A 22276-nucleotide genomic window follows, 5' to 3' on the forward strand; every position below is an offset into this window, starting at 1 on the left:
GCGGCCGGTTGCCCGCAGCCTGGGCCGGTCACGACAGTCGGGCGGGTTCGGGGACCAGTGGTCCGCGAACCCGCCCGATCCGGCACCGGCACGGATCGCCGGTGCCGGTCTGCCCCTGCCGGGGGTTGCCAGCCCGGCCTGGGGTTGCTAGCCCTGCCGGAGCGCCCTGCGCCTACGGACCAGCAGCACCAGCGCCGCACCGAGGGTGATCAGCGCCGCCGCTCCGGCCACGGCGAACGGGATCGCCGCGCCCGCACCGGTGTTGGGCAGGTGCCCGGGTCCGGGAGCCGGCGGGGCCGGGGGCGCCGGGACCGGGGTCGACGTCACCGGCGGTGTCTCGGTCGGTGTCGACGTCGGGGTGGGTGTCGGCGTCGGCGTCGGCGTCGGGATCAGCCGGTTGACGGCCGTCACCTCGACCCCGTCGTCGAGGTTCCCGCTGGTGAGCACCAGCGGCCCGAGCACCGTGACCTCCGGCGCCGAGTAGCCCGCCGGCGGGCTCAACTCCTGCCAGTAGTACGTGCCCACGACGCCCTTGCCCTGGCAGAGCCCGTCGGCCCCGGTGGTGCACGGTTCGCCCACCTTGGTGTCGGGCTTGTCACCGGTCGGCTGCAGCCCGTCCGTGCCGTTCGTCTCGTGCCACAGCTGGAACTTGGCGCCCGCCAGCGGCCTGCCGTCCTGGTCGTGCTTGATCAGGCGCAGCGCGCCCTCCTGCTGGCGGAAGCCGAAGTCGTAGGTGTGGTCGTTCTGGCCCGGTCCGCCGGTGGTCAGCCCCCGTTCCGGGTACTTGCCGCCGTCCGGGACGATGCCCTTGGAGTCGATGAAGTGGTTGTCACCGACGTCGTGTTCGGTGGGCACCCACTGGAACAGCGGGCCGTCCTTGGCGTAGTCGGCCGGGTTGTCCAGCTTGATCGTGTACTTGGTCCTCGGCTTGAGGCCGCCCTCGACGTTGCTGTCGTCGAAGTAGTACTCGCCGCGCGCCGTCGTCTTCGTCGTACCGACGAGCTTCCCTGACTCGTCGTACAGGTGGACGGTGACACCCGGCACCGGGCGCTGGCCCGGCAGCTGGAGGCCGCTGCGCTCGGGGTCGTACCAGACCCGGTTGCCGATCTGCAGCGGCGCCTGGTCGCAGAGCACTTCGAGGTCGCCCATCGCGGCGCCCTTGCCGAACGGCGGCAGCGGCCCGACCGGGTTGAGGCGCAGGCCGCCGTCGGCCTTGCCGTCGCGCTTCTCGAAGGCGGCGCCGTAGCCGAAGGCCATGCCGTTGGTGTCGTAGCCCGAGGTCGCGATGGAGTCCTCGACCTTGGAGAACGCCATACCGGCGTTCAGGGCGTTGTTGTGGCCGATGCGGTTGTTGTCGAAGAACCGGGTGCCCCGGGTCGTGGCCCCACAGCCGTTGTTGGTGTCCAGCACGTAGGCGCCGTTCACCGGGCAGGCCTTGTTGAGGTCACCGCCGGGCAGGACGTTGGCCATGGTGCCGGCCGTCGGTCCGGCCGCCGACTGGTCGCCGAAGCGGTCCCGGAAGGCGAGCACCATCGAGCCGTCGGTCTCGAAGGCGATCTCGGCCACCGCCGGTTCGGGGTTGGCCATGTAGCCGGTGCAGGTCTGGCCGTTCTGCGTGGCCGGGAAGGTGTCCTGCCACGGGAACCAGCCCGCGCCGGGGCACGGGCCGCCGACGGTGCTGCCGCGCGGATAGTCGAGCTTCTGGTCCAGCACGGCCTTCTTGAACGTGCCGGTTTCCGGGTCGAAGGGCAGCACCACGGCCCGCAGGTCCGCGGTCTTGCCGGTCGACTCGCCCGAGCAGACGCCGCCGAGGTAGCCGGTGCCGTCCTGCAGGCCGAGGCCGTACGGGCGCCAGTCCCCGGCCGCCGGGCAGCCCGGGTCGGGGATCGGGTAGGCGGCCTTCGGCTCCGCCGCCGTCGGCCCGGTGGCGTCGTAGCGGTAGAGCTTGCGGTCGTGGAGGTTGACGACGAACAGGTCCTTGCCGTCGTCGGAGATCTTGACGGCGCCAAGGCTCTCCTTGCCCACCGCGGGCAGGAAGGCGTCGTCGTTGTCCGGGCCGTGCGGCGTGCTGCCGGCGTCCGGAACGGTCGTGAAGAGGGCTGTCGTCTTCTTCACCGGGTCGGTCACGTAGATCGCGCCCGGGCCGCCGGGGCCGTACGCCGTGGTGCGCTTGGCCGAGGCGGCGGAGAAGATCCGCTTGTCCGCCCGGTTCCACGCGATGCCGTAGATGTTGCCGGTCTGCTCGGCCGTGGCCAGGTCGGTCACGGTCGCGTCGGTGCCGGCCACGCCGCGGGCGCTGTACGGGAAGGAGACCAGCGTGCGCGCCGATGCGCCTTCCCGGGGCGCCGGCTGGCAGGTCGACACCAGCGGCGCGTTCTTCTGGCAGTAGTCACCCGGGCTCCACAGGCCCGTGGTGAGCTCGACCTTCTTGCCGCCGCCGAGGTCGACGAACTCCTCGTTGCTGCTGAGCTGGTTCGGCGCGCCGGTCAGGCCCTGGCGCGAGGCGAAGGCCGGGAACAGCACGCCCGGCTTCGGGTTCACCACCTGGATCCGGTACTTGCCGCCGGTCGCCTTGCTGGCGGCCGGTGCCAGTGTCACCGTGCCGTCGGCCGCGGTGGTGCCTTCGATGCCGACACCCGCGTCGTCGGTGAGCGTCACCTTCACGCCCGCGATCCCGGGTTCCAGCACGGGGGTCCACACCCCGGTCGTGTCCACGGCCCGGATCACCCGGACCGTTACGGTGCCGTCGCCCGTCTGCGGAAACGCCGACGGGGCCGCGGCCAACGAGCAGGCGCCGATCGCGACGGCGACCGCCGCCGCGCCGCCTGCGGTGCGGCGGCCGAGCCGAGCCGGTCGCCACCGGTCCGGGTCGCGCGCCGCGCCGACTGTTCGTTCACTTGTCGTCGTCATCCCTGCTCTCATCGTCACGTTGGGCATGCGTCCGGTGGGGGCCTGCCGCCCGACCTCGCACGGGGTTCGCGAGTGGCGGAAAGCCGCCATTGTTAACGGGAGCTTAAAGCGGACGCGAGAAGTTCGCAGGAAAACAAGGAACCTTGACGGGGCGTCAGACGTTTCGACGGCGGTCGCACCAACGCGCCACCCTTCCGGAAGCAGGCCGCTGACCTGCACGGGAGCGTCACCCGGGGGTCCGTCGCCCGCCGAGAAGCATTGCATGAACCTGTCGACAATCGAACACAGTTCCTGCCGAACCTGCACACACCGTGAACCAAACCACCTACGCCACCGACGACTTCCGCACCGCCCCGGCCTCCCCCATCCGGCCGAAACCCCCCTGGCGCAACGACCCCCCACCGCCCACACGACTGGGCGCAGCCCGAGCTGCCCCAGGCTGCGCCCAGTCGTGCGGGGCGGCCCTCGAACCAGTCCCGCGCCGGGCGTCAGCCGGCCATCGGCGGGTCGAGGCGGGCGAAGGCCGCCTGGCGGCGGTACGGGAAGTACGGGTACGGGGCGGTGCGGGCGCTGGCGGCGTCGAGGCGGGCGATCTGGTCGTCCGTCAGCGACCAGCCGACCGCGCCGAGGTTCTGGCGCAGCTGCTCCTCGTTGCGGGCGCCGATGATGACCGAGGAGACGGTCGGGCGGCGCAGCAGCCAGTTGATGGCGATCTGCGGGACGGTGCGGCCGGTCTCGGCGGCGATCTCGTCGAGGGCGTCGACCACCCGGTGGAGCAGCTCGTCCTCGACCGGCGGGCCGTAGTCGGCGGTGTCGTGCAGGCGGCTGCCGGCCGGGAGGGGCTGCCCCCGGCGGATCCGGCCGGTCAGGCGGCCCCAGCCGAGCGGGCTCCAGACCAGGGCGCCGACGCCCTCCTCCCGGGCGAGCGGCATCAGCTCCCACTCGTAGTCGCGGCCGACGAGGGAGTAGTAGACCTGGTGGGCGGCATAGCGGGGGCGGCCGTGGCGGTCGGCCAGGGCGAGGGACTTCATCAGCTGCCAGCCGGAGAAGTTGGAGACGCCGGTGTAGCGGATCTTGCCGACCCGGACCAGGTCCTCCAGGGTGGCGAGCACTTCCTCGATCGGGGTGTCCGCGTCGTAGGCGTGGAGCTGGAAGAGGTCGAGGTAGTCGGTGTCGAGGCGGCGCAGCGCGTCGTCCACCGAGCGGACCAGGCGTGCGCGGGAGGTGCCCGCGTCCTGCGGGCCGTCGCCGGTGGGCAAGCCGGCCTTGGTGGAGACGAGGACCTGGTCGCGGCGGCCGCGGATCGCCCGGCCGAGTACTTCCTCGGAGGCGCCGTCGGAGTAGACGTCGGCGGTGTCGAAGAGGGTGACCCCGGCGTCGATGGCGATGTCGAGCAGGCGGCGGGCCTCGTCGACGTCGGTGGTGCCCCAGGCGCCGAACAGCGGGCCGCGGCCGCCGAAGGTGCCGGTGCCGAGGCTGAGCGCGGGGACCTTGAGTCCGGACGCGCCGAGTCGGCGGTATTCCATGTCGGTGGTGGCGATGCCCATGGTGTTCTCCCCTCGAAGCCCCTAATGGGACTCCCGTTCCGTTAGGATGCTCTGAACCTAGCAGACCCCTCGCGACTAATGGAACAGGAATCCCGTTAATGGCTGCCAGATCCGTCGACCCCGGCGAATCCGTCGACCCCGCCGAGCCCGTGGGCACTCCCGAGCCCGTGGGCACCGCAGAGTCCGTGGGCACCGCGGAGTCCGTGGGCACCGCCGCGTCCGTGGACACCGCCGAGCCCTTCACGCCCGGTACCGTCCGCCCCGGCGGCCGGACCGCCCGGGTGCGCACCGCCGTCCTGCGGGCCGTCGAGGACGCCCTGGTCGAGCACGGCTTCAGCGGTCTCGACCTGGGCGACATCGCCCAGCGGGCCGAGGTCGGCCGCACCACGGTCTACCGCCGCTGGGGCAGCACCACCGCGCTCGTCGCCGACCTCCTGGCGGACATGGCGGAGCAGTCGCTGCCGCGCACGCACACCGGCTCCCTCGCCGAGGACCTGCGGGCCAACGCCCGGCTCGTCCGGCGCACCCTGGCCGACCCCCGGCAGGGCGCGCTGTTCCGCGCGGTCATCGTGGCGGCGAACTGCGACGCGGACGCCGCCGAGGCGCTGCGGCACTTCTACCGGCGCCGGGTGGAGGAGTGGGCGCCGTGCGTCACCGAGGCCGTCGAGCGCGGCGAGCTCCCGGCGGACACCGACGCGTCGGAGGTCGTCCGGGCCGTGTCGGCACCGCTCTACTACCGGATGCTGACCACCGTCGAACCTCTGGACGAGGCCGCCGCCGACCGGGCCGCGGCCGCCGCCGGGGCCGCCGCCCGCGCCGGGGCGTACCGGCTGCAGGGTTCCTGAAACGCGAACGGCCGCACAACGCCTGTGCGTTGTGCGGCCGCCCGGTGCGGAGGGGACGGAGAGGGTCAGTCCTCCTCGTCCAGTTCCTCGTACTCCTCCCGCAGGTTCACCGCGATCTGGCACCAGAGGTCCGACTCGTCCGGCCCCTGGCCCAACTGCTCGACCAGGGCCTCGAACTCGTCGAGCGCGGCGTTCGCGTCGCCGCCGACGACCCGCTCCTCGAAGCCGGCCAGCAGCCCCAGGGCGCCGATCACCGCGGGCAGCGAGTCGGCCGCCCAGCCGCCGTAGCCGCGCGCGTGGTCCCAGCCGTCCGCGTTGTAGATCTTCACGGCGCCGGATCCGGCGTCGACCATCAGGTGCCACTCGTCGAACGTCCCGACGCAGTACCCCCAGTTGCTCGGCGGGGTCTCGTCGTCCGGCGTGCGGTTGCCGAACAGGTCGTCCAGGTCCGCCTCCCACATCCCGCGCCTGGGCAGGTCCGTCGCGTCGAAGCCGACGAAGTCGAGCCCGACGGCCGGCAGGCCGACCTCGGTCAGGAACGCCCGGGCGGCGGGCGACTCCAGGCGCTCGGGCAGCACCTCGGGCCGCCACAGCGTGCCCGGGCCGAAGCAGGACTCCAGCCAGGCCGCGGTGGGATGGCGGGCGGCGTCGAGCAGCTCGGCTTCGGACGTGGTCATCGGTGCGTCTCCCCCGGTCAGAACGTGCGGCGACGACCATTCAAACGCACGGCACCGACAGCACGGGCCGCCGGGGTGGTCCCCGACGGCCCTTCAGGAGCTGCGCCTCCCCGCCGCCTGACGGCTTGCCCGGCGGTTCGCCCGACGGTCTAGAAGAGGCCGTCGTCCTCGTAGTAGTTGTTGACGACGACCTCGGGCCCGTCGTCGTCGAAGGCCTCGTTGAGCAGCGCGCCGCCGACCAGGCCCGCCGCGCCCGCACCGATCAGCGCGCCGGTGCCGAAGCGCCGGCCGCCGCCCTGCGCCGGCTGGCCGGGCGCCTGCGGGTAGCCCTGCTGCGGGTAGCCCTGCTGCTGGACGGGCTGCGGGTACCCCTGCGGCGGGGTGTAGAACGGCGGGACGGTCGTCTGCACCCGCTGGGCACAGGCGGCGCAGGTCTCGATCTGGCGGGGCACGCCCCACTGCGGCGACCACAGCACCGCCGTCGTGCCGGCGCCGTGCGAGGGGTCGAAGAAACACGTCACGGGGGAACTCCCTGTTGCCGGTGGGGTCTGCGGTACGGGGGGCAGTGCGGCGGGCACCGCCGGCGGGGCGGCCGGCACGGCGGGCTTCACCGGAGCCGGAGCCTGCGCCGATGCCGGAGCGGGCGGGACCGCGGGAGCGGGAGCGGGCTGCAGGACGTCGACGCCGAAGTCCGTCGCGATGCCCGCGAGCCCCGCGGCGTACCCCTGCCCGACCGCCCGGAACTTCCAGTCCGCGCCGTGCCGGTACAGCTCGCCGAACACCATCGCGGTCTCGCTGCCCGCCACGGACGCCACGTCGTAGCGGGCCACCTCGGCGCCGCCGTCCGGGTCGGTGACGCGGACGTACGCGCCGCGGACCTGCCCGAAGTTCTGCCGTCGCTGCGCCGCGTCGTAGATCGCCACCGCGAAGACGATCTTCTCCACGTCGGCGGAGACCTCCGCGAGCCGGACCTCGATCTGCTCGCGGTCGGGCCCGCCGCCGGAGCCGCCCTGGTGGCGGACCGAGCCGTCCGGGCTCCGCAGGTTGTTGAAGAAGACGAAGTTCCGGTCCGAGCCGACCTTCCCGTCCGCCCCGCACAGCAACGCGCTGGCGTCCAGGTCGTACCCGGCCGCGGCCGTCCAGCCGAGGCCGATCCGGACCACCTGCAGTCCGGGTGCCTGCTTGCCCAGGGAGACGTTGCCGCCCTTCGTCAGGGCCACACTCATGGGACTTCCTCCACGACCGTACGAGTACCGCTGTTCGACTACGACAACGCTGTAGAAGTCGAGCCGGTTCCCGCTCCCGCCGTCAGGATCGCGTCAGCCCCGGACGCCCCCGGAGGCTCCCCGGATCGACTCGAACGCCCCCGAGCCGCCCCGGCTCAGTACCGGACGGGCAGTTCCAGCAGGCCACGGGCCCGCAGGGTGGGGCGGTGGCGCAGCTGCTCGACCGGCACGTCCAGGGCCAGGTCGGGGAAGCGGCGCAGCAGGGCGTTCAGCGCGACGGCGGTCTCCATCCGGGCCAGCGGCGCGCCGAGGCAGTAGTGGATGCCGTGGCCGAGGGCCAGGTGGCCGGTCTCGCGGCGGCGCAGGTCGAGGCGGTCGGGGTCGGTGAACTGCGCGGGGTCGCGGTTGGCGGAGCCGAGGGCGAGCAGCACGGTCTCCCCCGCCGGGACGGTGACGCCGCCGATGGTGACGTCCTCGCGCGGGAAGCGGCGGATGGCGAGCGGGGCGGGGCCGTCGAAGCGGGCGAACTCCTCGACGGCGCCGTCGATCAGCTCCGGTTCGGCGCGCAGGGCGGCGAGTTGCTCGGGGTGGGTGAGCAGGGCGAGGACGGCGTTGGCGATGAGGTGGACGGTGTTCTCGTAGCCGGCGAAGAGGATGAGGAAGGCGAGCGAGGTCAGTTCGTCCTCGGTGAGGCGGTCGCCGCCTTCCGCGCCGCCGCGGACGGACTCGTCGCGCACCGTGGTCAGGTCGGACAGCAGGTCGTCGCCCGGCTGGGTGCGCTTGCGCTCGATCAGGCCGGTGAAGAAGCCGAGCATCGCCTTGACGGCGGCGCGGGTCGCCTCCGGGCGGTCGGGGTCGGGGGTGATGAGGCTGTCGGTCCAGGCGCGGAAGTCGTGGCGGTCGTCCTCGGGGACGCCGAGGAGGTCGCAGATGACGGTGATCGGCAGCGGCGCGGCGTAGGCGGCGAGCAGGTCGGCGCGGCCGGCCGGGGCCATGGCGTCCAGCAGTTGCCCGGCGACCTTCTCGATCGGGGCGCGCAGTGCGGCGATCCGGCGCGGGGTGAAGGCCTGGGAGACCAGTCGGCGGATCCGGGTGTGGTCCGGCGGGTCCATGTTGAGCAGGTTGGCGTCCAGCGCGGGCGGCAGGGCGAAGCCGCGGTAGTTCCCGGGCGCGGCGTGTGCCTTGTCGAGGGCGAGCCGCGGGTCGGCGAGGGCCTGGCGGACGTCCGGGTAGCGGGTCACCAGCCAGAAGGGCAGGCCGTCCGGGCCGACGACGCGGTGGACGGGCGCGTCGGCGCGCAGCCGGGTGTAGCCGCCGTACGGGTCGGCGATCAGGGAGGCGAGGTCGAGGTCGGGCGCTGTCACCGGGCCAGCCTACGGGCGTCGCGGCGGTACCCTGGCGGGGTGTCAGGTCTGAACCTATTGTCAGGCGACATGACATTACTTCGCCGTACCGCCGGCCTGGCCGCCGCCCTCACCGGAACGCTCGCCGCCCTGCTGGCCCCGGCCGCCGCCCAGGCCGACCCGGCCGGCTGCCGCACCGCCGCCACGGTGTCGCTCGACGCCGAGCAGGCCCGTCTCCAGGACGCCCGCACGGCCGCCTTCACCGAACGGTCCGGCCTGGGCGACCTGCTCCGGGGCTTCCCGGCCGCCCTGTGCTCCGCCCGCACCGCCCACCGCGCCGAACGGGTGGTGGACGCCTGGGGCCGGGCGCTGTGGCAGGCCGGCGTGGACCGCGCCCAGGGCCGCCGGCCCGGCGGCGAACTGCCCGCCGCGGACGACCGCCCGCTGTACTGGACCAGGCTCGCCATGACCGTCCGGCTGGCGCAGTGGCAGCCCGGGTTCGCCGTCGACCGGGCCGGGCTGCGGGCCCGCTTCGAGGACGCCTCGCGCGGACTGGCGGACGGCTTCAGCGCCGCCCACGGCCTGCGGCGGATCTTCGTCAGCGGCTTCGACCCGTACGGCCTGGACACCGAACCGCGCCGCGCCAACCCCTCCGGCTCGGCCGTCCTGCAGCTGAACGGGCGGCGGATCACCCTCGCCGACGGCAGCACCGCCGAGGTGCGGGCCGTCGTCCTGCCGGTCCGCTACGGCGACTTCGACGGGGGGATCGTGGAACGCGCCTTCGGCCCGCACCTGGTGCCCGGCCCGCAGTCCGCCGACCTGATCACCAGCATCAGCCAGGGCTACCCCGGAAAGTTCACCCTGGAGGACTGGGCCGGGCGCGCCCGCTCCGCCGACCCGGCCACCGACAACGTCGGCGCGCTCTCCGGCGGCACCACCCGGCACCCGGTCGACGCCCCCGGGCTGGCCGCCGGGCCCCAGTTCGTCCGCACCACCCTGCCCACCGACGCCATGACGGCGGTGCAGCAGCCCTACCCGGTCCTGCTCAACACGCCCGTCACCGAGATCCCCGCGGGCGCCACCGACCCCGTCGTCCGCGCCGACGGCCCCACCCCCGGCTCCCGCGCGGTCGCCGGCGGAGGCGGCGGCTACCTCTCCAACGAGGTCGCCTACCGCTCCAACCGCCTGCGCCTCGACCTCGCACCCGGCCTGCCCGGCGGCCACCTCCACACCCCGGTCCTCACCGGCCTGCCTGCCGACGGCGACCTGCTCACCGCACCGGAGTTCGAGCAGAACGAGGCCGCGATCGCCGACCAGGTCCGCGCGATCCTGAGCAGCGCCCGCCTCTGAGCCCGCCTCCGAGCACCCACCGGGGCGGGCCGACACCGGCCCCCGGCGGCCCGCCCCGCCCGCCCTCGCCCGCCGACGTCCGCCGACGTCCCCCTCGGCCGCCCGGACGCGCTCCGAAACAACGCGCTCCCAACACAGCCGCCTCCGTTCGGCGGAGTCCACCGGGCGGAGTCCACCGGAACGTACCCGACGGTTCGCGTCGCGCTCGGCGGGAGTTGTCGGACACGCCCTACCATCCGGACCATGGGCAGCCGGCACGTCACGGTCACGGACCACCATCGCAGGAGCGGCGGCCGGCCGCAGGGACGCCCGGAAGGGCCGCTGGCCCGGCGGGACGGGCTGGATGTGCACGGCCGCGACGGCGAGCTCCGCTGCGTCGACGCCACCGGCCGGGTCCACTGGCACCGGCCGTGCCCGGGTCGGCCGAACGCCGCGCACCTCTCCGCCGGCCGGGTCCTGGTCACCACCGACTCCTTCGACTACACCGCCCGGGGCCACCTCGGCCCCGCCCTCCTGCTGGACCTCGCCGACGGCGCGCTCGTCGCCGAACTGCGCGGCGAGCGCGGAGCGGCCCTCGGCGGCGGCCGCTTCGTCCTCGGCCTCCAGGGCTACGACGCGTTCGACACCCGGGCGTACGACCGGGACGGCACCCCGGTCGACTCCTGGCGCAGCTACGGCCACTACGTCGTCGGCAGTGGCCTGCGGGTGGTCGAGACGGACCGCCGCCACCCGACCGGGAGCCGGGCAGTGCGGCTGCTGCCCGGCGGCCGGATCGAGCACGGCCCGCTGCTCGCCGACCCGCAGGCCCCCGAGCCGCTGGTGCTGCCCGACGGCACCCTCCTGGTGCTCGACGCGGGGACGCTGCGCGCCGTCGGACGCGGCCTCGACGACACCGTCCTCGCCGAGCTGCACCCCCTGGCCCCCGACCGGCAGCACCGCTTCACCGGCTCGCTGCGCCGCACGGCCGACCGCCTCGACGTGACCCTGGTCGAGCGCCACCCGACCCGCATGGGCTCGTACACCACGCACGCCTGGACCCTCGAACTGCACCCCCCGCAGCCGGCCCGGAACCCCTCCCCACCTCGCCAGGTCTCGATTGGGCAGCGGAACTGACGGGGTGACGATCCGTCGCCTGCGATTCCCCTACGGTGACGCCTACCTGCACGAATCGTCACCTGCAAGAGGGGGCACTCCATGTCCCGGAGCCGGAAACTCCACCGCCTCGGCAACCCCGACGCCGACGAACGCCGCGCCCAGCGCGTGCTGTTCCGCCACCTGCGCGACGACACCAACGCCAACCGCGGCCGGATGGCCAGGCGCGTCCGCGAGCTCCAGCTCCTCATGGCGATGGACCCCGTCGAGTTCGAGCAGCTCGTGGCCCGGCTGATGGAGGCCATGGGCATGAAGGTCGAGCTGACCGCCCGCTCCCGGGACGGCGGCGTGGACGTCCGCGGCATCGACACCGACCCGTTCCGCGGCGGGAACGTGATCGTGCAGGTGAAGCGGTACCGCGACACCGTGCCGCCCTCGGCGGTGCGGGACCTCTACGGCACGCTGCGGCACGACGAGGCCGCGACGAAGGCCGTCCTCGTCACGACCAGCAAGTTCGGCCCGAGCGCCCACCAGTTCGTCACCGGCAAGGCGGTCACCCTGATCAACGGCGCCGAGCTGGTCGGACTGCTCAAGCACCACGGCTTCCACGAGGTGTTCGCGGCCGCCCAGGAGGACGCCTCCGCCGAGGCGGCCGGCCTGGACGGGCTGCCCGCGATCGAGGTCGCCGCCGAGCCCGCCCGGCTCCTGCTGCACTGGACCGGCGCGGAGGAGTACGACATCGCCGCCCTGGTCTGCCGGGGGAACGTCGCGGTGTCGGACGACCACCTGGTGTTCTACAACAACGCCTCCACGCCAGACGGTTCGGTGCGGCTGGTGACCGGCTACGAGGACGCGAACGCCTGCCTGATGGTCGACTTCGACGCCCTGCCCGCCGACGTCGACCGGCTCGTGATCATCGCCGCGGCCGACACCGGGAACCACCCGGACGCCACCATGGCCGGGTTCGCCGGCCCAGCACTGATCCTGGAGACCGGCACCGGCCAGGACGCCGCCGTGATGCACCTCGCGGATGGCGCGGAGACCAACACCGCCATGCGGCTCGGCCGCTTCGACCGCGACGCCCACGGTGACTGGGAGTTCACCCCGGCCCTCGCCGGCTACCCGGGCGGGCTGCACCAGGCCGTGGTGGCGTACGGCCTGGAGGTCGACGACGCGTAGCCGTGCGGGCCGGCCCGGCCTGCCTCAGCGGACGGTCGCCCGCCAGGGGCCGTCCTCGGGGCGGGCCTCGCCGTCCGTGCCGGGCCAGGGCGGCACGGTGACGGCGGTGATCCGCAGCGGCCCGTCGGAGTCCTCGTCCGCCCGGAACTGGAAGGCGGTGCCGAGCGGTATCGACGCGGCGGTGCCGGGCACGAGCCGTACGATCTCCTCCCGTGCGCCCTGGCGGCGCCACAGCGCGCCGCTGCCCGCGGTGACCTGCCACAGCTCCTGGACGGTGGCGTGCGACACCGCGTGGGTCACCTGCCCGGGAGCGAGCGTGAACACCGCGAGGCTCCCCCGCCCCTCCAGGACCAGCAGCGGGTACACCGCGGCTCCGTCCGGCGCGGTGACGACGGGGGCGTCCGCCAGGCGCGCGGTGCGGAAGGGGTCGTGCTCCGGCTGGTTGCTCATCCGACGACCTGGCCTCTCCCGCGACCGGTCCTGCGACCGAACGACGTGTTTCCCCCACCGTCGATGGGAACACGGCCGCGCGGCCGTCCGCCAGAGCGCCTCAGCCCGATGCCGCCCCGAGCCGGTCCTGCCCGTCGCCGAAGTCGCGCACGGCTTCGGTGACGATCGCCTCCAGCCGGGCGTGGTGGGCACCGCGCCAGTAGGCCTGGCCGCACTCGGTGCACTGGGCGAAGGCGTCGTAGGAGCGCTCGGTGCCGTCCCGCAGCTGCTCGCGCACCGAGGTCTTGGTGACCGTGCGCAGCGTGCCGTTGCAGGTGGTGCAGCGGCTCCAGGGGGCGAGCGGCGGGGCGAAGCGCGAGAGGACGTCGCGCAGTTGCTCGGCGGGGCGGTGGCTGTAGACGTAGGCGCCGGCCCACAGTTCGCGGCGGCGCAGCAGGCCGCGGTCGCGCGAGAGCAGGACGCGCTGCTCGGCGGCGGAGCGGGCGGCCAGCGCGGCGTCGCCGATGTCGGGGTTCTCGTACGCGGCGTCCACGCCGAGCAGGCGCAGGCGGCGGGTGAGGGTGCCGAGGTGCACGTCCAGGAGGAAGCGCGGCGGGGTGGCCGAGGGCTGCGGCCTGGTCACCGCGCGGACGTCGATGTGCTCGCCGTCGGCCGGGACGTACGCGTCGGGCACGGCCCGGCCGTCCACCAGCAGGGCGCCGACCTCGGTGAGCGGGACGCCCAGCGACTCGACGACGTGGCCGAGGGTGGAGGTGCCGTCCGTGTGCAGCGCGGTGCGGCCGGCCCGCCGGGGCGCGGAGACGAAGAGGTGCAGCTCAGGGGCGAAGTCGAGCCATATCCGGGGTCTGTCCACGCGGCCAGCATGCCAGTGGGCGGCGGGCCGGTGCCAGCGGTTTCCGGACGGTTCGGCTGCTCGCCCGCCGCACCCCCGGGGTGCCCCGCGCGCCGGCCCGGCCGCCGCTGCGCCGCTGCGGCCGTCACGCCGCTTCGGCCGCCGTGCCGGCCGTGCCCGTCCCGACCGGCGTGGCGGTCGCGGCCGACGCGACCGGGGCCGACGGTGACAGCGCGTGACCGCGGTCCCGCTCCGCCCAGCGGGCCACCGGCCCCATCGCGAACCCGGCCGCGAGGAACACTCCGCCGAGGACCAGCCAGCCCGCCAGGCCTCCGTCCAGCAGCAGCGCGGTGAGCAGCAGCGGCCCGAGGGTGCGGGCGACAGCGACGCCGGTGCCGAAGAAGCCCTGGTACTGCCCGATCCGGTCCGGCGGAGCGAGGTCGAAACCGATCTGCCAGGAACCCGCCGACTGCCGCATCTCGCCGGCCACCTGCAGCACGGAGGCCACGACCAGCAGCGCGCCGACCGCCCACACCGGCACGTCTAGCGCGGACAGTCCGAAGACGGCGCAGCAGGCGAGCAGCAGCACCCCGGCCGAGCGGACCGCCCGCGCCGCCGAGTCCAGCCCGGTGACGTCACGGGCCGCCCGGACCTGGAAGGCCAGCACCGCAAGGGTGTTGAGCACGAACAGCGCCGAGCCGAGCCAGCCGATCCCGGGGGCGCGCTGGGCGATCCAGAGCGGGATGACCAGGCTGAGCAGCGGCATCCGCAGCAGCAGGACGGCGTTGACCAGGGTGACGGCGGCGTACCGCCGGTCGCGCAGCACGGCCAGGCGCGGTCCGGCGCCGGACTCCTGGGCGGCGGGCGGGACTTCGGGCAGTCGCCGGAGCACCAGCGCGCCGACGAGGAGGCCGATCGTGGTGACGACGAAGGCGCCCAGGTACGCGGCCCGGGTGCCGACGCTCAGGGCGATGCCGCCGACGGCCGCCCCGACGGCCAGGCCTCCGTTGAGGGTCGACTGCAGGTGGGCGAGCAGGCCGGTCCGCTCGCCGGGAGGCACCAGACCGGCGACCAGAGCCTGCCGGGCCGCGGTCAGTCCGGACTGCGCGGTGGCGTAGAGGCAGACCGCCAGCAGGAACGACGGGTAGGAGCGGATCACCAGGAAGGCGACGACCACGGCCGCGGCCGCGAGCCCGAGCACCACCGCCGTGCGGCGCGGGCCGCGCCGGTCGGCGAGGTGGCCGAGCGGGACGGCGGCGACGGAGCCGAGCGCCCAGCCGATCGCGAGGCCGAGGCCGAGGGCGGTCGGTGACATGCCGACGACGCGGGTGAAGTAGAGCGCGGAGCAGGTGTAGTAGGCGCCGTCGCCCACCGCGCTCGCCAACTGGGCTGCGGCCAGGGTCCGCTGGGGGCCGGCGGGCGGCAGGAGGCTGCTCCGCCGGGCGGCTCGGTCGGTCGGCACGTCTCTCCTCCACGGGGTGACCGACCGTCACTGTCCGCCCGACGGCTGACCGCCCACCCACGGACGGGCGACATCACCGATTCGACGAGCGGCGCGCGGGCCGGGAGTTCACAACCGTCGGCGACGGTTCGGCTCCTACCCTAAGCCGGAACTGGCCCATCCGACAGGTCCAATGATCAAGGAGTTCCTTGGGCCACTTCCGCGGGTCGCCGCACCGCCGACCGAGCGCTGAACCCTCGTGCGACAGTGGGTCGTTGGGCTCTCCAGGCCCTTCGGGAACGTTCCGGCCGAGCTGTTCCCGCGCCCCCGCAGCGCCGTCCGTACCCGTTCCGAATCCGCGCCCGCCGAACGCTGCAAAAGCCCGATCGCCCAAGCCGGGGGCCAACTTTGACCGTGTTGACCCGTCAGTAGCGCCCTTTTATGCTCAACGGCGTTCGCGATCCGGCACCGGGGCCGGGGCCGCCGTGCCCGCCCGATCCGGCGCCGTCTCCGGCACGAAGGGTTCCTCCCATCAGCACCTCCGTCGCCCCCTCGGACTCCACCGGCCACCCGGGCGATGCCGGACCCCCCGCCGAACCCGCCGGCCGCCGCCGCTTCCTCACCTACCTGCTGGCCGCACCCACCCTCACCGTCGCCGCCCGCCTGGGCCTCGACGCCGCCGAACCCGCCAGCGCGCGGGCCGCCACCCCGGGCGCCGGACAGGCCGCCGCGCAGGCCGTCCACGCCGCCGCGGCCGCCGGGTCCGCCGCGCCCCCGCAGCTGCTCGGCCTGCCCGGTATCCCCGACATCGTCGACCTCGGCGACGCGATGATCCTCGCCGGGCTGCCGACCTCGCACCTGCTGGTCCTCGAACTCACCCCCGCCGGACGCGCCGTGCTGTACCTGCCGCGGCTGGAGGTCGGCCAGGGCCTGACCACCGCGATCGCGATGCTGGTCGCCGAGGAGCTCGACGCCCGGCTCACCGACGTGGACGTACCGCTCTCCGACGGCCGTCCCGAGCTGCTCTTCAACCAGCTGACCGGCGGATCCAACTCCATCCGCTCGCTGTACGACCCGGTGCGCGGCGCGGCCGCCGCCGCCCGGGCCCGGCTGGTGACCGCCGCCGCCAGGCGCTGGAACGTTCCGGCAACCACGCTGCGCACCGCCGACTCCGCCGTCCTCGCCCCCGACGGCCGCCGGCTCGGCTACGGCGACCTCGCCGCCGACGCCGCCGCGATCTCCGCGCCCGCCGTCCCCGCCGTCCCGAAGGCCGCCGACCGGCTGCGCCTGGTCGGCAGGCCGACCGGCCGCATCGACGCCCGCGACATCGTCACCGGCCGCGCCAAGTACACCGGGGACCTGCAGATCCCGGGCGCCGTACCGACCGTCGTCGCCCGCCCCACCACCGTCAACGGCACCCTCAAGTCCCTGGACGCCTCCGCCGCCCGCGCCATGCCCGGCGTGCTCGGCGTCGTCCAGGTGCCGAGCGGCGTCGCGGTCCTCGCCGAGACCTTCGACCAGGCGCTCAAGGCGCGCGACGCACTGCGCACCACCTGGAACCCGGGCCCGGTCGCCGGGCTCTCCACCGACGACGTCAGGAGCCGGCTGCGCGCCGCCCACGCGCCGTTCCTCCCCCCGCCGCTGCTCGCCCAGCACCTGGACGCCGAGTTCGACTTCGCCTTCGTCAACCACGCCCCGATGGAGGTGCTCACCGCCATCGCCGACGTCCGGCCGAACCGCGCGGAGCTGTGGTTCGCCGCGCAGAGCCCGATCGTCGCCCAGCAGACCATCGCCGCCGAACTCGGCCTGCCGCAGAACGCCGTCACCGTCCACGTGGTGCGCGGCGGCGGATCGTTCGGCCGGCGGCTGTTCTTCGACGCCGCCCTGGAGGCCGCCCGGATCTCCAAGGCCGCCGGCCGCCCGGTCAAGCTGATGTGGACCCGCAACGACGACATGCGCCACGGCCGGATGCGCCCGGCCAGCCACCACCGGATCCGGGCCGTCTACGGCCTCGACCACGTGCTCGGCTGGGAGCACCGCGCTGCCGGCGTGCAGACCGACTTCGGCCACGGCCTCGGCGAGGCCCTCACCGCCGCCGGCTACAACCTCCCGCTGGCCGGGCTCACCACCTCCGAGGCGTTCTTCCTGCTCACCGAGAAGAACCCGTACGACGTCGGCGTCCCGGTCCAGTTGCTCGCCGAGGTCCCGCTGGAGCTGCACACCGGCAGCTGGCGGTCGGTCTACTCGGGCACCGTGCGCGTCTCCGACGAGATCGTGATGGACGAACTGGCCCGCCGGATGGGCCAGGACGAGGTCGCCTTCCGACGCGCCCGGCTGCGCAGCGCCGCCGGTCGGACCGTCCTGGACACCGTCGCCGCGAAGGGCGGCTGGGGCCGTCCGATGCCGCCCGGCCAGGCCCAGGGCGTCGGCTACCACGAGGAGAACGGCGGCACCGCCGCCTACCTGGTCGAGCTGGACGCCACCGACCGGGCCGACCCCCGGGTCACCAAGGCGGTGATCGCCGCCGACGTCGGCCGGGTGATCAACCCCACGGGGCTGGAGGCCCAGTTGACCGGCGCGCTGGTCGACGGCATCTCGGTGATCCTGCAGGCCGGCAACCACCTCGACAACGGCGCCTTCCGGGAGGGGAGTTACGGCGACTTCCACTACGCCCGGCAGCGGCACACCCCGCCGGTGGTCGAGATCCACCTGATGCCGCCGAGCGGACCACCCGGCGGCGCGGGCGAGTTGGGGGTCCCGGCCGCCTCCGCCGCGGTCGCCAACGCCTACGCCCGCGCCACCGGCACCAGCCCGCGCTCCTTCCCCGTCAACTTCTGACCGCCCGGAACCGCGCACGTCCGGCACCGCGTCCGCCCGGAGCCACGAACGTCCGGCACCACGAACGTCCGGCACCACGAACGTCCGGCACCACGAACGTCCGGCACCGCCCCCCGACCACCAGAGCCGAGGATCCCGACTCCCCATGCCCACCCACACCTTCGTCCTCAACGGGCAGCCCGTCACCGTCGAGGCCCCGGACGACATGCCGCTGCTCTGGGTGCTGCGCGACAAGCTCGGCGTCACGGGCCCCAAGTACGGCTGCGGGGTGGGCGTCTGCCGCGCCTGCACCAGCCACCTCGACGGCCAGGAGTTCCAGCCCTGCACCCGGTCCGTCAAGGACTGCGCGGGCCACACCGTCACCACCATCGAGGGCCTCGCCGACGGCGACACCCTGCACCCCGTCCAGGAGGCCTGGCTCGCCTGCGACGTCGCCCAGTGCGGCTTCTGCCAGCCGGGGCAGATCATGGCGGCGGTCGCCCTGCTGCGCCGCACCTCGGATCCGACGGACGCGGACATCGACCGGATCCAGAACGTCTGCCGCTGCGGCACCTACCCGCGGATCCGGGAGGCGATCAAGCAGGCGGCGGCCGCGCGGCCGGCCAAGCCGTGACCGTGGTGCGCCCCCGCCCGGTCGCGGGCGGGGGCGTGCGCACCCGTCGGCCGGTCCGCCGCCCCCGCGCTACCCGGTGACCGGCGCCGCCGGATCGCGCCCGAAGAACGCGGCGAGCCGGTCGTACGGCGGCGCGTCCTCGGGCACGGCGACGGCCGGGCCGAAGGCGTGGTGGTCCTCCTCCGTGCCGCGGTACTCGGGCTTGAGCGCGCCCTCGGCCCAGGCCAGCGCGGCCAGCGCCACCTCGTGGTCCAGCCCCTCGGTGGACTGGTCCGATGACCGCGCCAAGTCCCAGCCGTGGACGGCGAATTCGGCGATCTGCTGGTCCACCGGGAAGCGGGCCGGCAGGGTGCCGAAGCCGGGCACCTCCAGCGTGCCGCCGAGGTCCCCGGCCGCACGCCAGGCGTCGACCAGTTCCTCGGCCCCGGCCTCGAAGGCGTGCAGCCAGTCCTCCTCGACCCGCGCGAAGGGCTGCGACCAGTCCGGCTGCCCGCCCTTCGCCCGGACGGTGAACTGCCGCAGGTCGTGGAGCAGATGACTGACCAGGTCGCCGACGTCCCAGGAGCGGCAGGGAGTCGGGTGGCCGGCCAGCTCGACGCCGGTGCCGTCGATCAGCCCGGCGGTCTGCGCGAGGGCCCGGGCGAGCAGTCCGATCGGGTCTTCCGCTGCGGTCATGGCACACCTCTCGGTCGGGGGCACATCGGTCGGGGCACGGGTCGTGCCGGGCGATCGTAAGCGCGTGCGCCGACAACCGCCCGGCACGACACCGCGCCGGACCCCGCTGCCACCGGGTGCCGGACGCCGGCCAGCGGACCGGCTGCCACCGGACCAGCGGGCCACCGGCCACCGGCCACCGGCCACCGGCCACCGGCCACCAGGACCGTCAGGCCCCGACGCCGCCGTCCACCGCCAGCTCCGCACCCGTCACATAACGGCCGTCCTCGCCGACCAGGTAGGCGACGGCCGCCGCGACCTCCGCGCCGGTGCCGAAACGGCCGAGCGCGGTGAGCCCGCGCTGGAACTCCGCCGATGGGCCGTCGGCCGGGTTCATGTCGGTGTCGATCGGGCCCGGGTGCACCAGGTTGGCGGTGATCCCGCGTGGGCCGAGCTCGCGGGCCAGCGCCTTGGTGAGCCCGATCAGCGCGGACTTGCTGGTCGCGTACAGCGTGGCGCCGGGGAAGGCGACCTGCTTGGCCACGCAGCTGCCGATGGTGACGATCCGTCCGCCCTCGCCCAGGTGCGCGGAGGCCGCCTGCGCGAACAGGAAGGGCGCCCGGACGTTCACCTCCAGCACCCGGTCGACGTCGTCCAGCGCCGCCTCGCCGATCGGGCCGACGGCGCCGACGCCGGCGTTGTTGACCAGGACGTCCAGCCGTCCGAACCGCTCGACGACCGCCGCCACCACGGCCTGCACCGCCTGCGGATCGGCGCTGTCCGCGCGGACGGCCCAGCCGGCCCGCCCCATCGAGGTGATCTTCGCGGCGACCTCCTCGGCCCGCTCCGCGCCGCCCTGGTAGGTCAGCACCACGTCGGCGCCGTCCTCGGCGAGCCGCAGCGCGACCGCCGCTCCGAGCCCCCGGCTGCCGCCGGTCACCAGGGCCACCTTGCCGTCGAGCACCGCGGTTCCGTTCATCGTCATATCTCCAGAACTCCTCGTTCCGATCTCGGACATGACTCGATCCTGGTCCGCGGCGCCGCGGACCTCCGGCGGTATTCGGACGCTGCGTTGAACCTTCAACGATGCCACGCCGCACCCCCTGCCCGCGCCGCACCCCCGCCCGCGCCGCGCGCCCCGGCGTGCGCTCCGCCTATCGGTAGTACGAACCGACGGCCGGCTGCCCCGTGTAGTTCGGCCCGGCGCCCGGGTCGGCCCCCGCGTAGACGAAGGGCAGTTCGACCGGCCGGCCACCGTCCAGGACGAGCAGGTGCCGCCGCGCCCGGTACCCGAACCCGGCCGCCCGCAGCGCCGCCACCACCGGGCGGGCCGCGCTGCTCCCGTCCGTCCGGCGCACCGACTCGGGGTCGAAATGGGCGGCGAACCGGCCGTCCGGAGCCAGCCAGGAGGCGGCGCGGGCGATCGCGCCGAGCTGGTCGCCTAGGTAGTGCAGGCCGTGCACACAGGTGATCAGGTCGTACGGCCGGTCCGGCGCCCAGTCCGCGACCGCCGCGGTGACCAGCCGCAGGTGCGCTAGGGGCCTGTCTTCAAACCCCCGTCGTCCGCCCGAAGGGCGGGCGGGGCGGCGTTGGGGTGCGTGCATCGCAAGGCGGAGGAGGGAGTCCATGCGGAGCATCGGCGACCGACGACAACGCGGCGAGGTGCGTGCCCCGGCGTCGCCCCGCAGGCGGGGGTTCGAAGACGGGCCCTCGGGCCGCCCCGTCCGGCGGCGGGGCCATCGGGCCGACCAGGTCGACCCCGGTCAGCTCGGCGCCCCCGCGCGGCAGCTGCCGCGCGGCCTCCGCCAGCGCCCGGCCCTCACCGCTGCACAGGTCCAGCCAGCCCGGCACCGCGGCGTCGCGCTCCCGCAGCCAGGCCAGCGGGTCGAAACCGAGCGAGCGGGCGTAGCTGTTCACCCCGCTGAGCCCGCGCTCGCGGTTCATCGTGCTGTTCGCCACCACGGAGGTGGCGACGAGCTCGTCGTCTCTGATCAGTCGGACCATCAGCCGACCCTACCGGCGCCCGAGGAGTCATCGGACGGCCGGGAAACGCGTCGCGCCGAGCGGCCGCCCCGGGCAGGGGACGGCCGCTCGGCCGAGTGGTGCGGGGCTCCGACGGAGGCTGGGTCAGGCCTTCCGCCGGATGGTCGGGCTGCGTCAGACGGTCAGGGTCTGGCCCGGGAAGATCAGGTCCGGGTTGCCGCCGATGACGCGCACGTTCTTGCGGTAGAGGCCGTCGGTGTCGACGCCGAACTTGGCGGCGATGTCGCTCAGGGTGTCGCCGCTCCTGACGGTGTAGCTCCCGCCCGCGCTGTTCTTCTCGGTGGACGGCGCGGACTGCGCCGGCTTGGCCGACGGCCGGCCCGCTGCCGGGTCGGCGGCCCTGGGCGCCTGCCGCCCGGCCGCCGCAGCGAACGTGTCGACGGGCTTCGCCGCCCGCGCCGCCGGCTTGGCGGGCTTCTCGGCCGGCTTGGCCGCGGGCTTGGCGGCCGGCTTCGCGGCCGACGGGGTGTCGACGGCGGCCGGGGCGCCGCCCCTGCTCAGGCCCGCCCTCTTCGAGCAGACCGGCCAGGCGCCCGGCCCCTGCGAGGCGAGGACCTTCTCGGCGACGGCGATCTGCTGCGCCCTGGTCGCCTGGTTGGCCTGGGGGGCGTACGCGGTGCCGCCGTACGCCCGCCAGGTGCCGGCGGAGAACTGCAGTCCGCCGTGGAACCCGTTACCGGTGTTGATGCTCCAGTTGCCGCCGCTCTCGCACTGGGCGACGGCGTCCCAGACGGAGGCCGGTGCGGCGGAGGCCGAGGTGGCCGTGACGAGGCCGACCACCGGCAGGGCCGCGACGGCGGCTCCCGCGACGACCGCCAGCCGCACGCGGTTGCGCTGGGTGGTGGTCTCGGTGGCAGCGGTGGTCTCGTGACGGGGATTCATGCGGATCCTCTCGACAAGCCCCGGGCGGGCAGGCGGAACCAGGCCCGGGACATGGGCCGGTGGTGTCCGCTCACCTCACTCGACGGGCGGCCGGGCACGCGTCGGACGTGCCGTGCCGCCCCGGTCACCTCCGCTCGCCGACGGGGCCTGGACGAGCCGGCCTGCTCGGCGGGCACCGCCCTGGCGCCGTGGGTCAGTCGGCGGGCGGTGCGTCGGGGTGAACCCGGGTGGCGCTCGTTGCGCCGCCAATGAAGCTAGGGGCATCCCCGGGGCTCAGCAAGCAATTCTTGGACGTCGCAGGTCAGTTGACTGTTACCGGCGGTATCGATCAAGAAACGGTGACCGGTTCGACCG

The 22276-nt window shown here is 74.6% G+C and carries 18 protein-coding genes and 1 pseudogene; 6 read left to right on the top strand and 13 right to left on the bottom strand.

From position 1 onward, the window contains the following. Positions 1-147: 147 nt before the first annotated feature. Positions 148-2910 carry an SdrD B-like domain-containing protein gene (locus ACIGG8_RS30625; protein WP_396551963.1) on the bottom strand — a complete coding sequence of 921 codons (2763 nt, stop codon included), beginning with the start codon at positions 2908-2910 and terminating at the stop codon, positions 148-150. A gap of 488 nt (positions 2911-3398) precedes the next feature. Beyond that, positions 3399-4436 carry an aldo/keto reductase gene (locus ACIGG8_RS30630; protein ID WP_396552003.1) on the bottom strand — a complete coding sequence of 346 codons (1038 nt, stop codon included), beginning with the start codon at positions 4434-4436 and terminating at the stop codon, positions 3399-3401. Between the two features lie 119 nt (positions 4437-4555). Here ACIGG8_RS30630 and ACIGG8_RS30635 point away from each other — a divergent pair, with 119 nt between their 5' ends. Continuing rightward, positions 4556-5302, top strand: coding sequence for a TetR/AcrR family transcriptional regulator (locus ACIGG8_RS30635; protein ID WP_396551964.1), 747 nt, complete (start codon positions 4556-4558; stop codon positions 5300-5302). A gap of 65 nt (positions 5303-5367) precedes the next feature. On the opposite strand, the gene ACIGG8_RS30640 is transcribed toward ACIGG8_RS30635, so the two are convergent. The 3 genes and pseudogenes from ACIGG8_RS30640 to ACIGG8_RS30650 all read right to left on the bottom strand — a co-directional run bounded on the left by ACIGG8_RS30640 (position 5368) and on the right by ACIGG8_RS30650 (position 8569). Beyond that, positions 5368-5979 (bottom strand): SUKH-4 family immunity protein, encoded by a 612-nt coding sequence (locus ACIGG8_RS30640; RefSeq protein ID WP_396551965.1) that lies wholly within the window; start codon positions 5977-5979, stop codon positions 5368-5370. Between the two features lie 674 nt (positions 5980-6653). Continuing rightward, a pseudogene (locus ACIGG8_RS30645) lies at positions 6654-7205 on the bottom strand (TerD family protein); the annotation flags it as partial. 155 nt (positions 7206-7360) lie between these two features. Next, positions 7361-8569, bottom strand: a complete 1209-nt coding sequence (locus ACIGG8_RS30650) for a cytochrome P450 (RefSeq protein ID WP_396551966.1) — start codon at positions 8567-8569, stop codon at positions 7361-7363. A 69-nt stretch (positions 8570-8638) separates the two neighbouring features. Between ACIGG8_RS30650 and ACIGG8_RS30655 the strand changes: the two genes are divergently transcribed. From ACIGG8_RS30655 to ACIGG8_RS30665, 3 genes are all read left to right on the top strand, one after another. Next, a complete protein-coding gene (locus tag ACIGG8_RS30655) occupies positions 8639-9898 on the top strand; it encodes a pyroglutamyl peptidase (protein ID WP_396551967.1) in 1260 nt (419 codons plus the stop codon). A gap of 243 nt (positions 9899-10141) precedes the next feature. After that, positions 10142-11011, top strand: coding sequence for a hypothetical protein (locus ACIGG8_RS30660; protein ID WP_396551968.1), 870 nt, complete (start codon positions 10142-10144; stop codon positions 11009-11011). An 81-nt stretch (positions 11012-11092) separates the two neighbouring features. After that, entirely contained in the window at positions 11093-12169 is a 1077-nt protein-coding gene (locus tag ACIGG8_RS30665) for a restriction endonuclease (RefSeq protein WP_396551969.1), read from the top strand. Positions 12170-12193: 24 nt separating this feature from the next. Here ACIGG8_RS30665 and ACIGG8_RS30670 read toward each other — a convergent pair whose 3' ends face one another. From ACIGG8_RS30670 to ACIGG8_RS30680, 3 genes are all read right to left on the bottom strand, one after another. Next, positions 12194-12619, bottom strand: coding sequence for a cupin domain-containing protein (locus ACIGG8_RS30670; protein ID WP_396551970.1), 426 nt, complete (start codon positions 12617-12619; stop codon positions 12194-12196). Positions 12620-12719: 100 nt separating this feature from the next. After that, entirely contained in the window at positions 12720-13472 is a 753-nt protein-coding gene (locus ACIGG8_RS30675; RefSeq protein ID WP_350521042.1) for a Mut7-C RNAse domain-containing protein, read from the bottom strand. A 124-nt stretch (positions 13473-13596) separates the two neighbouring features. Next, positions 13597-14913, bottom strand: coding sequence for an MFS transporter (locus ACIGG8_RS30680; protein WP_396551971.1), 1317 nt, complete (start codon positions 14911-14913; stop codon positions 13597-13599). A 420-nt stretch (positions 14914-15333) separates the two neighbouring features. Here ACIGG8_RS30680 and ACIGG8_RS30685 point away from each other — a divergent pair, with 420 nt between their 5' ends. Together ACIGG8_RS30685 and ACIGG8_RS30690 are read left to right on the top strand one after the other, a co-directional pair. Then, on the top strand, positions 15334-17730 hold the full coding sequence (locus ACIGG8_RS30685; RefSeq protein WP_396551972.1) for a molybdopterin cofactor-binding domain-containing protein: 2397 nt from the start codon (positions 15334-15336) through the stop codon (positions 17728-17730). A 145-nt stretch (positions 17731-17875) separates the two neighbouring features. After that, positions 17876-18343, top strand: coding sequence for a (2Fe-2S)-binding protein (locus ACIGG8_RS30690; RefSeq protein ID WP_396551973.1), 468 nt, complete (start codon positions 17876-17878; stop codon positions 18341-18343). Between the two features lie 69 nt (positions 18344-18412). On the opposite strand, the gene ACIGG8_RS30695 is transcribed toward ACIGG8_RS30690, so the two are convergent. From ACIGG8_RS30695 to ACIGG8_RS30715, 5 genes are all read right to left on the bottom strand, one after another. Beyond that, a complete protein-coding gene (locus tag ACIGG8_RS30695) occupies positions 18413-19018 on the bottom strand; it encodes a TIGR03086 family metal-binding protein (protein ID WP_396551974.1) in 606 nt (201 codons plus the stop codon). Positions 19019-19226: 208 nt separating this feature from the next. Further along, a complete protein-coding gene (locus ACIGG8_RS30700; protein WP_396551975.1) occupies positions 19227-19982 on the bottom strand; it encodes an SDR family NAD(P)-dependent oxidoreductase in 756 nt (251 codons plus the stop codon). Between the two features lie 169 nt (positions 19983-20151). After that, complete coding sequence (locus ACIGG8_RS30705) at positions 20152-20634, bottom strand: class I SAM-dependent methyltransferase (protein ID WP_396551976.1); 483 nt, start codon at positions 20632-20634, stop codon at positions 20152-20154. Continuing rightward, positions 20546-21001, bottom strand: a complete 456-nt coding sequence (locus ACIGG8_RS30710) for a hypothetical protein (protein ID WP_396551977.1) — start codon at positions 20999-21001, stop codon at positions 20546-20548. Before ACIGG8_RS30710 ends, ACIGG8_RS30705 begins: the two co-directional genes overlap by 89 nt. 153 nt (positions 21002-21154) lie before the next feature. Next, complete coding sequence (locus ACIGG8_RS30715; protein WP_396551978.1) at positions 21155-21922, bottom strand: transglycosylase family protein; 768 nt, start codon at positions 21920-21922, stop codon at positions 21155-21157. Between the last annotated feature and the right edge of the window lie 354 nt (positions 21923-22276).

The organism is Kitasatospora sp. NPDC085464 (assembly GCF_044541955.1).
GTDB lineage: Bacteria > Actinomycetota > Actinomycetes > Streptomycetales > Streptomycetaceae > Kitasatospora.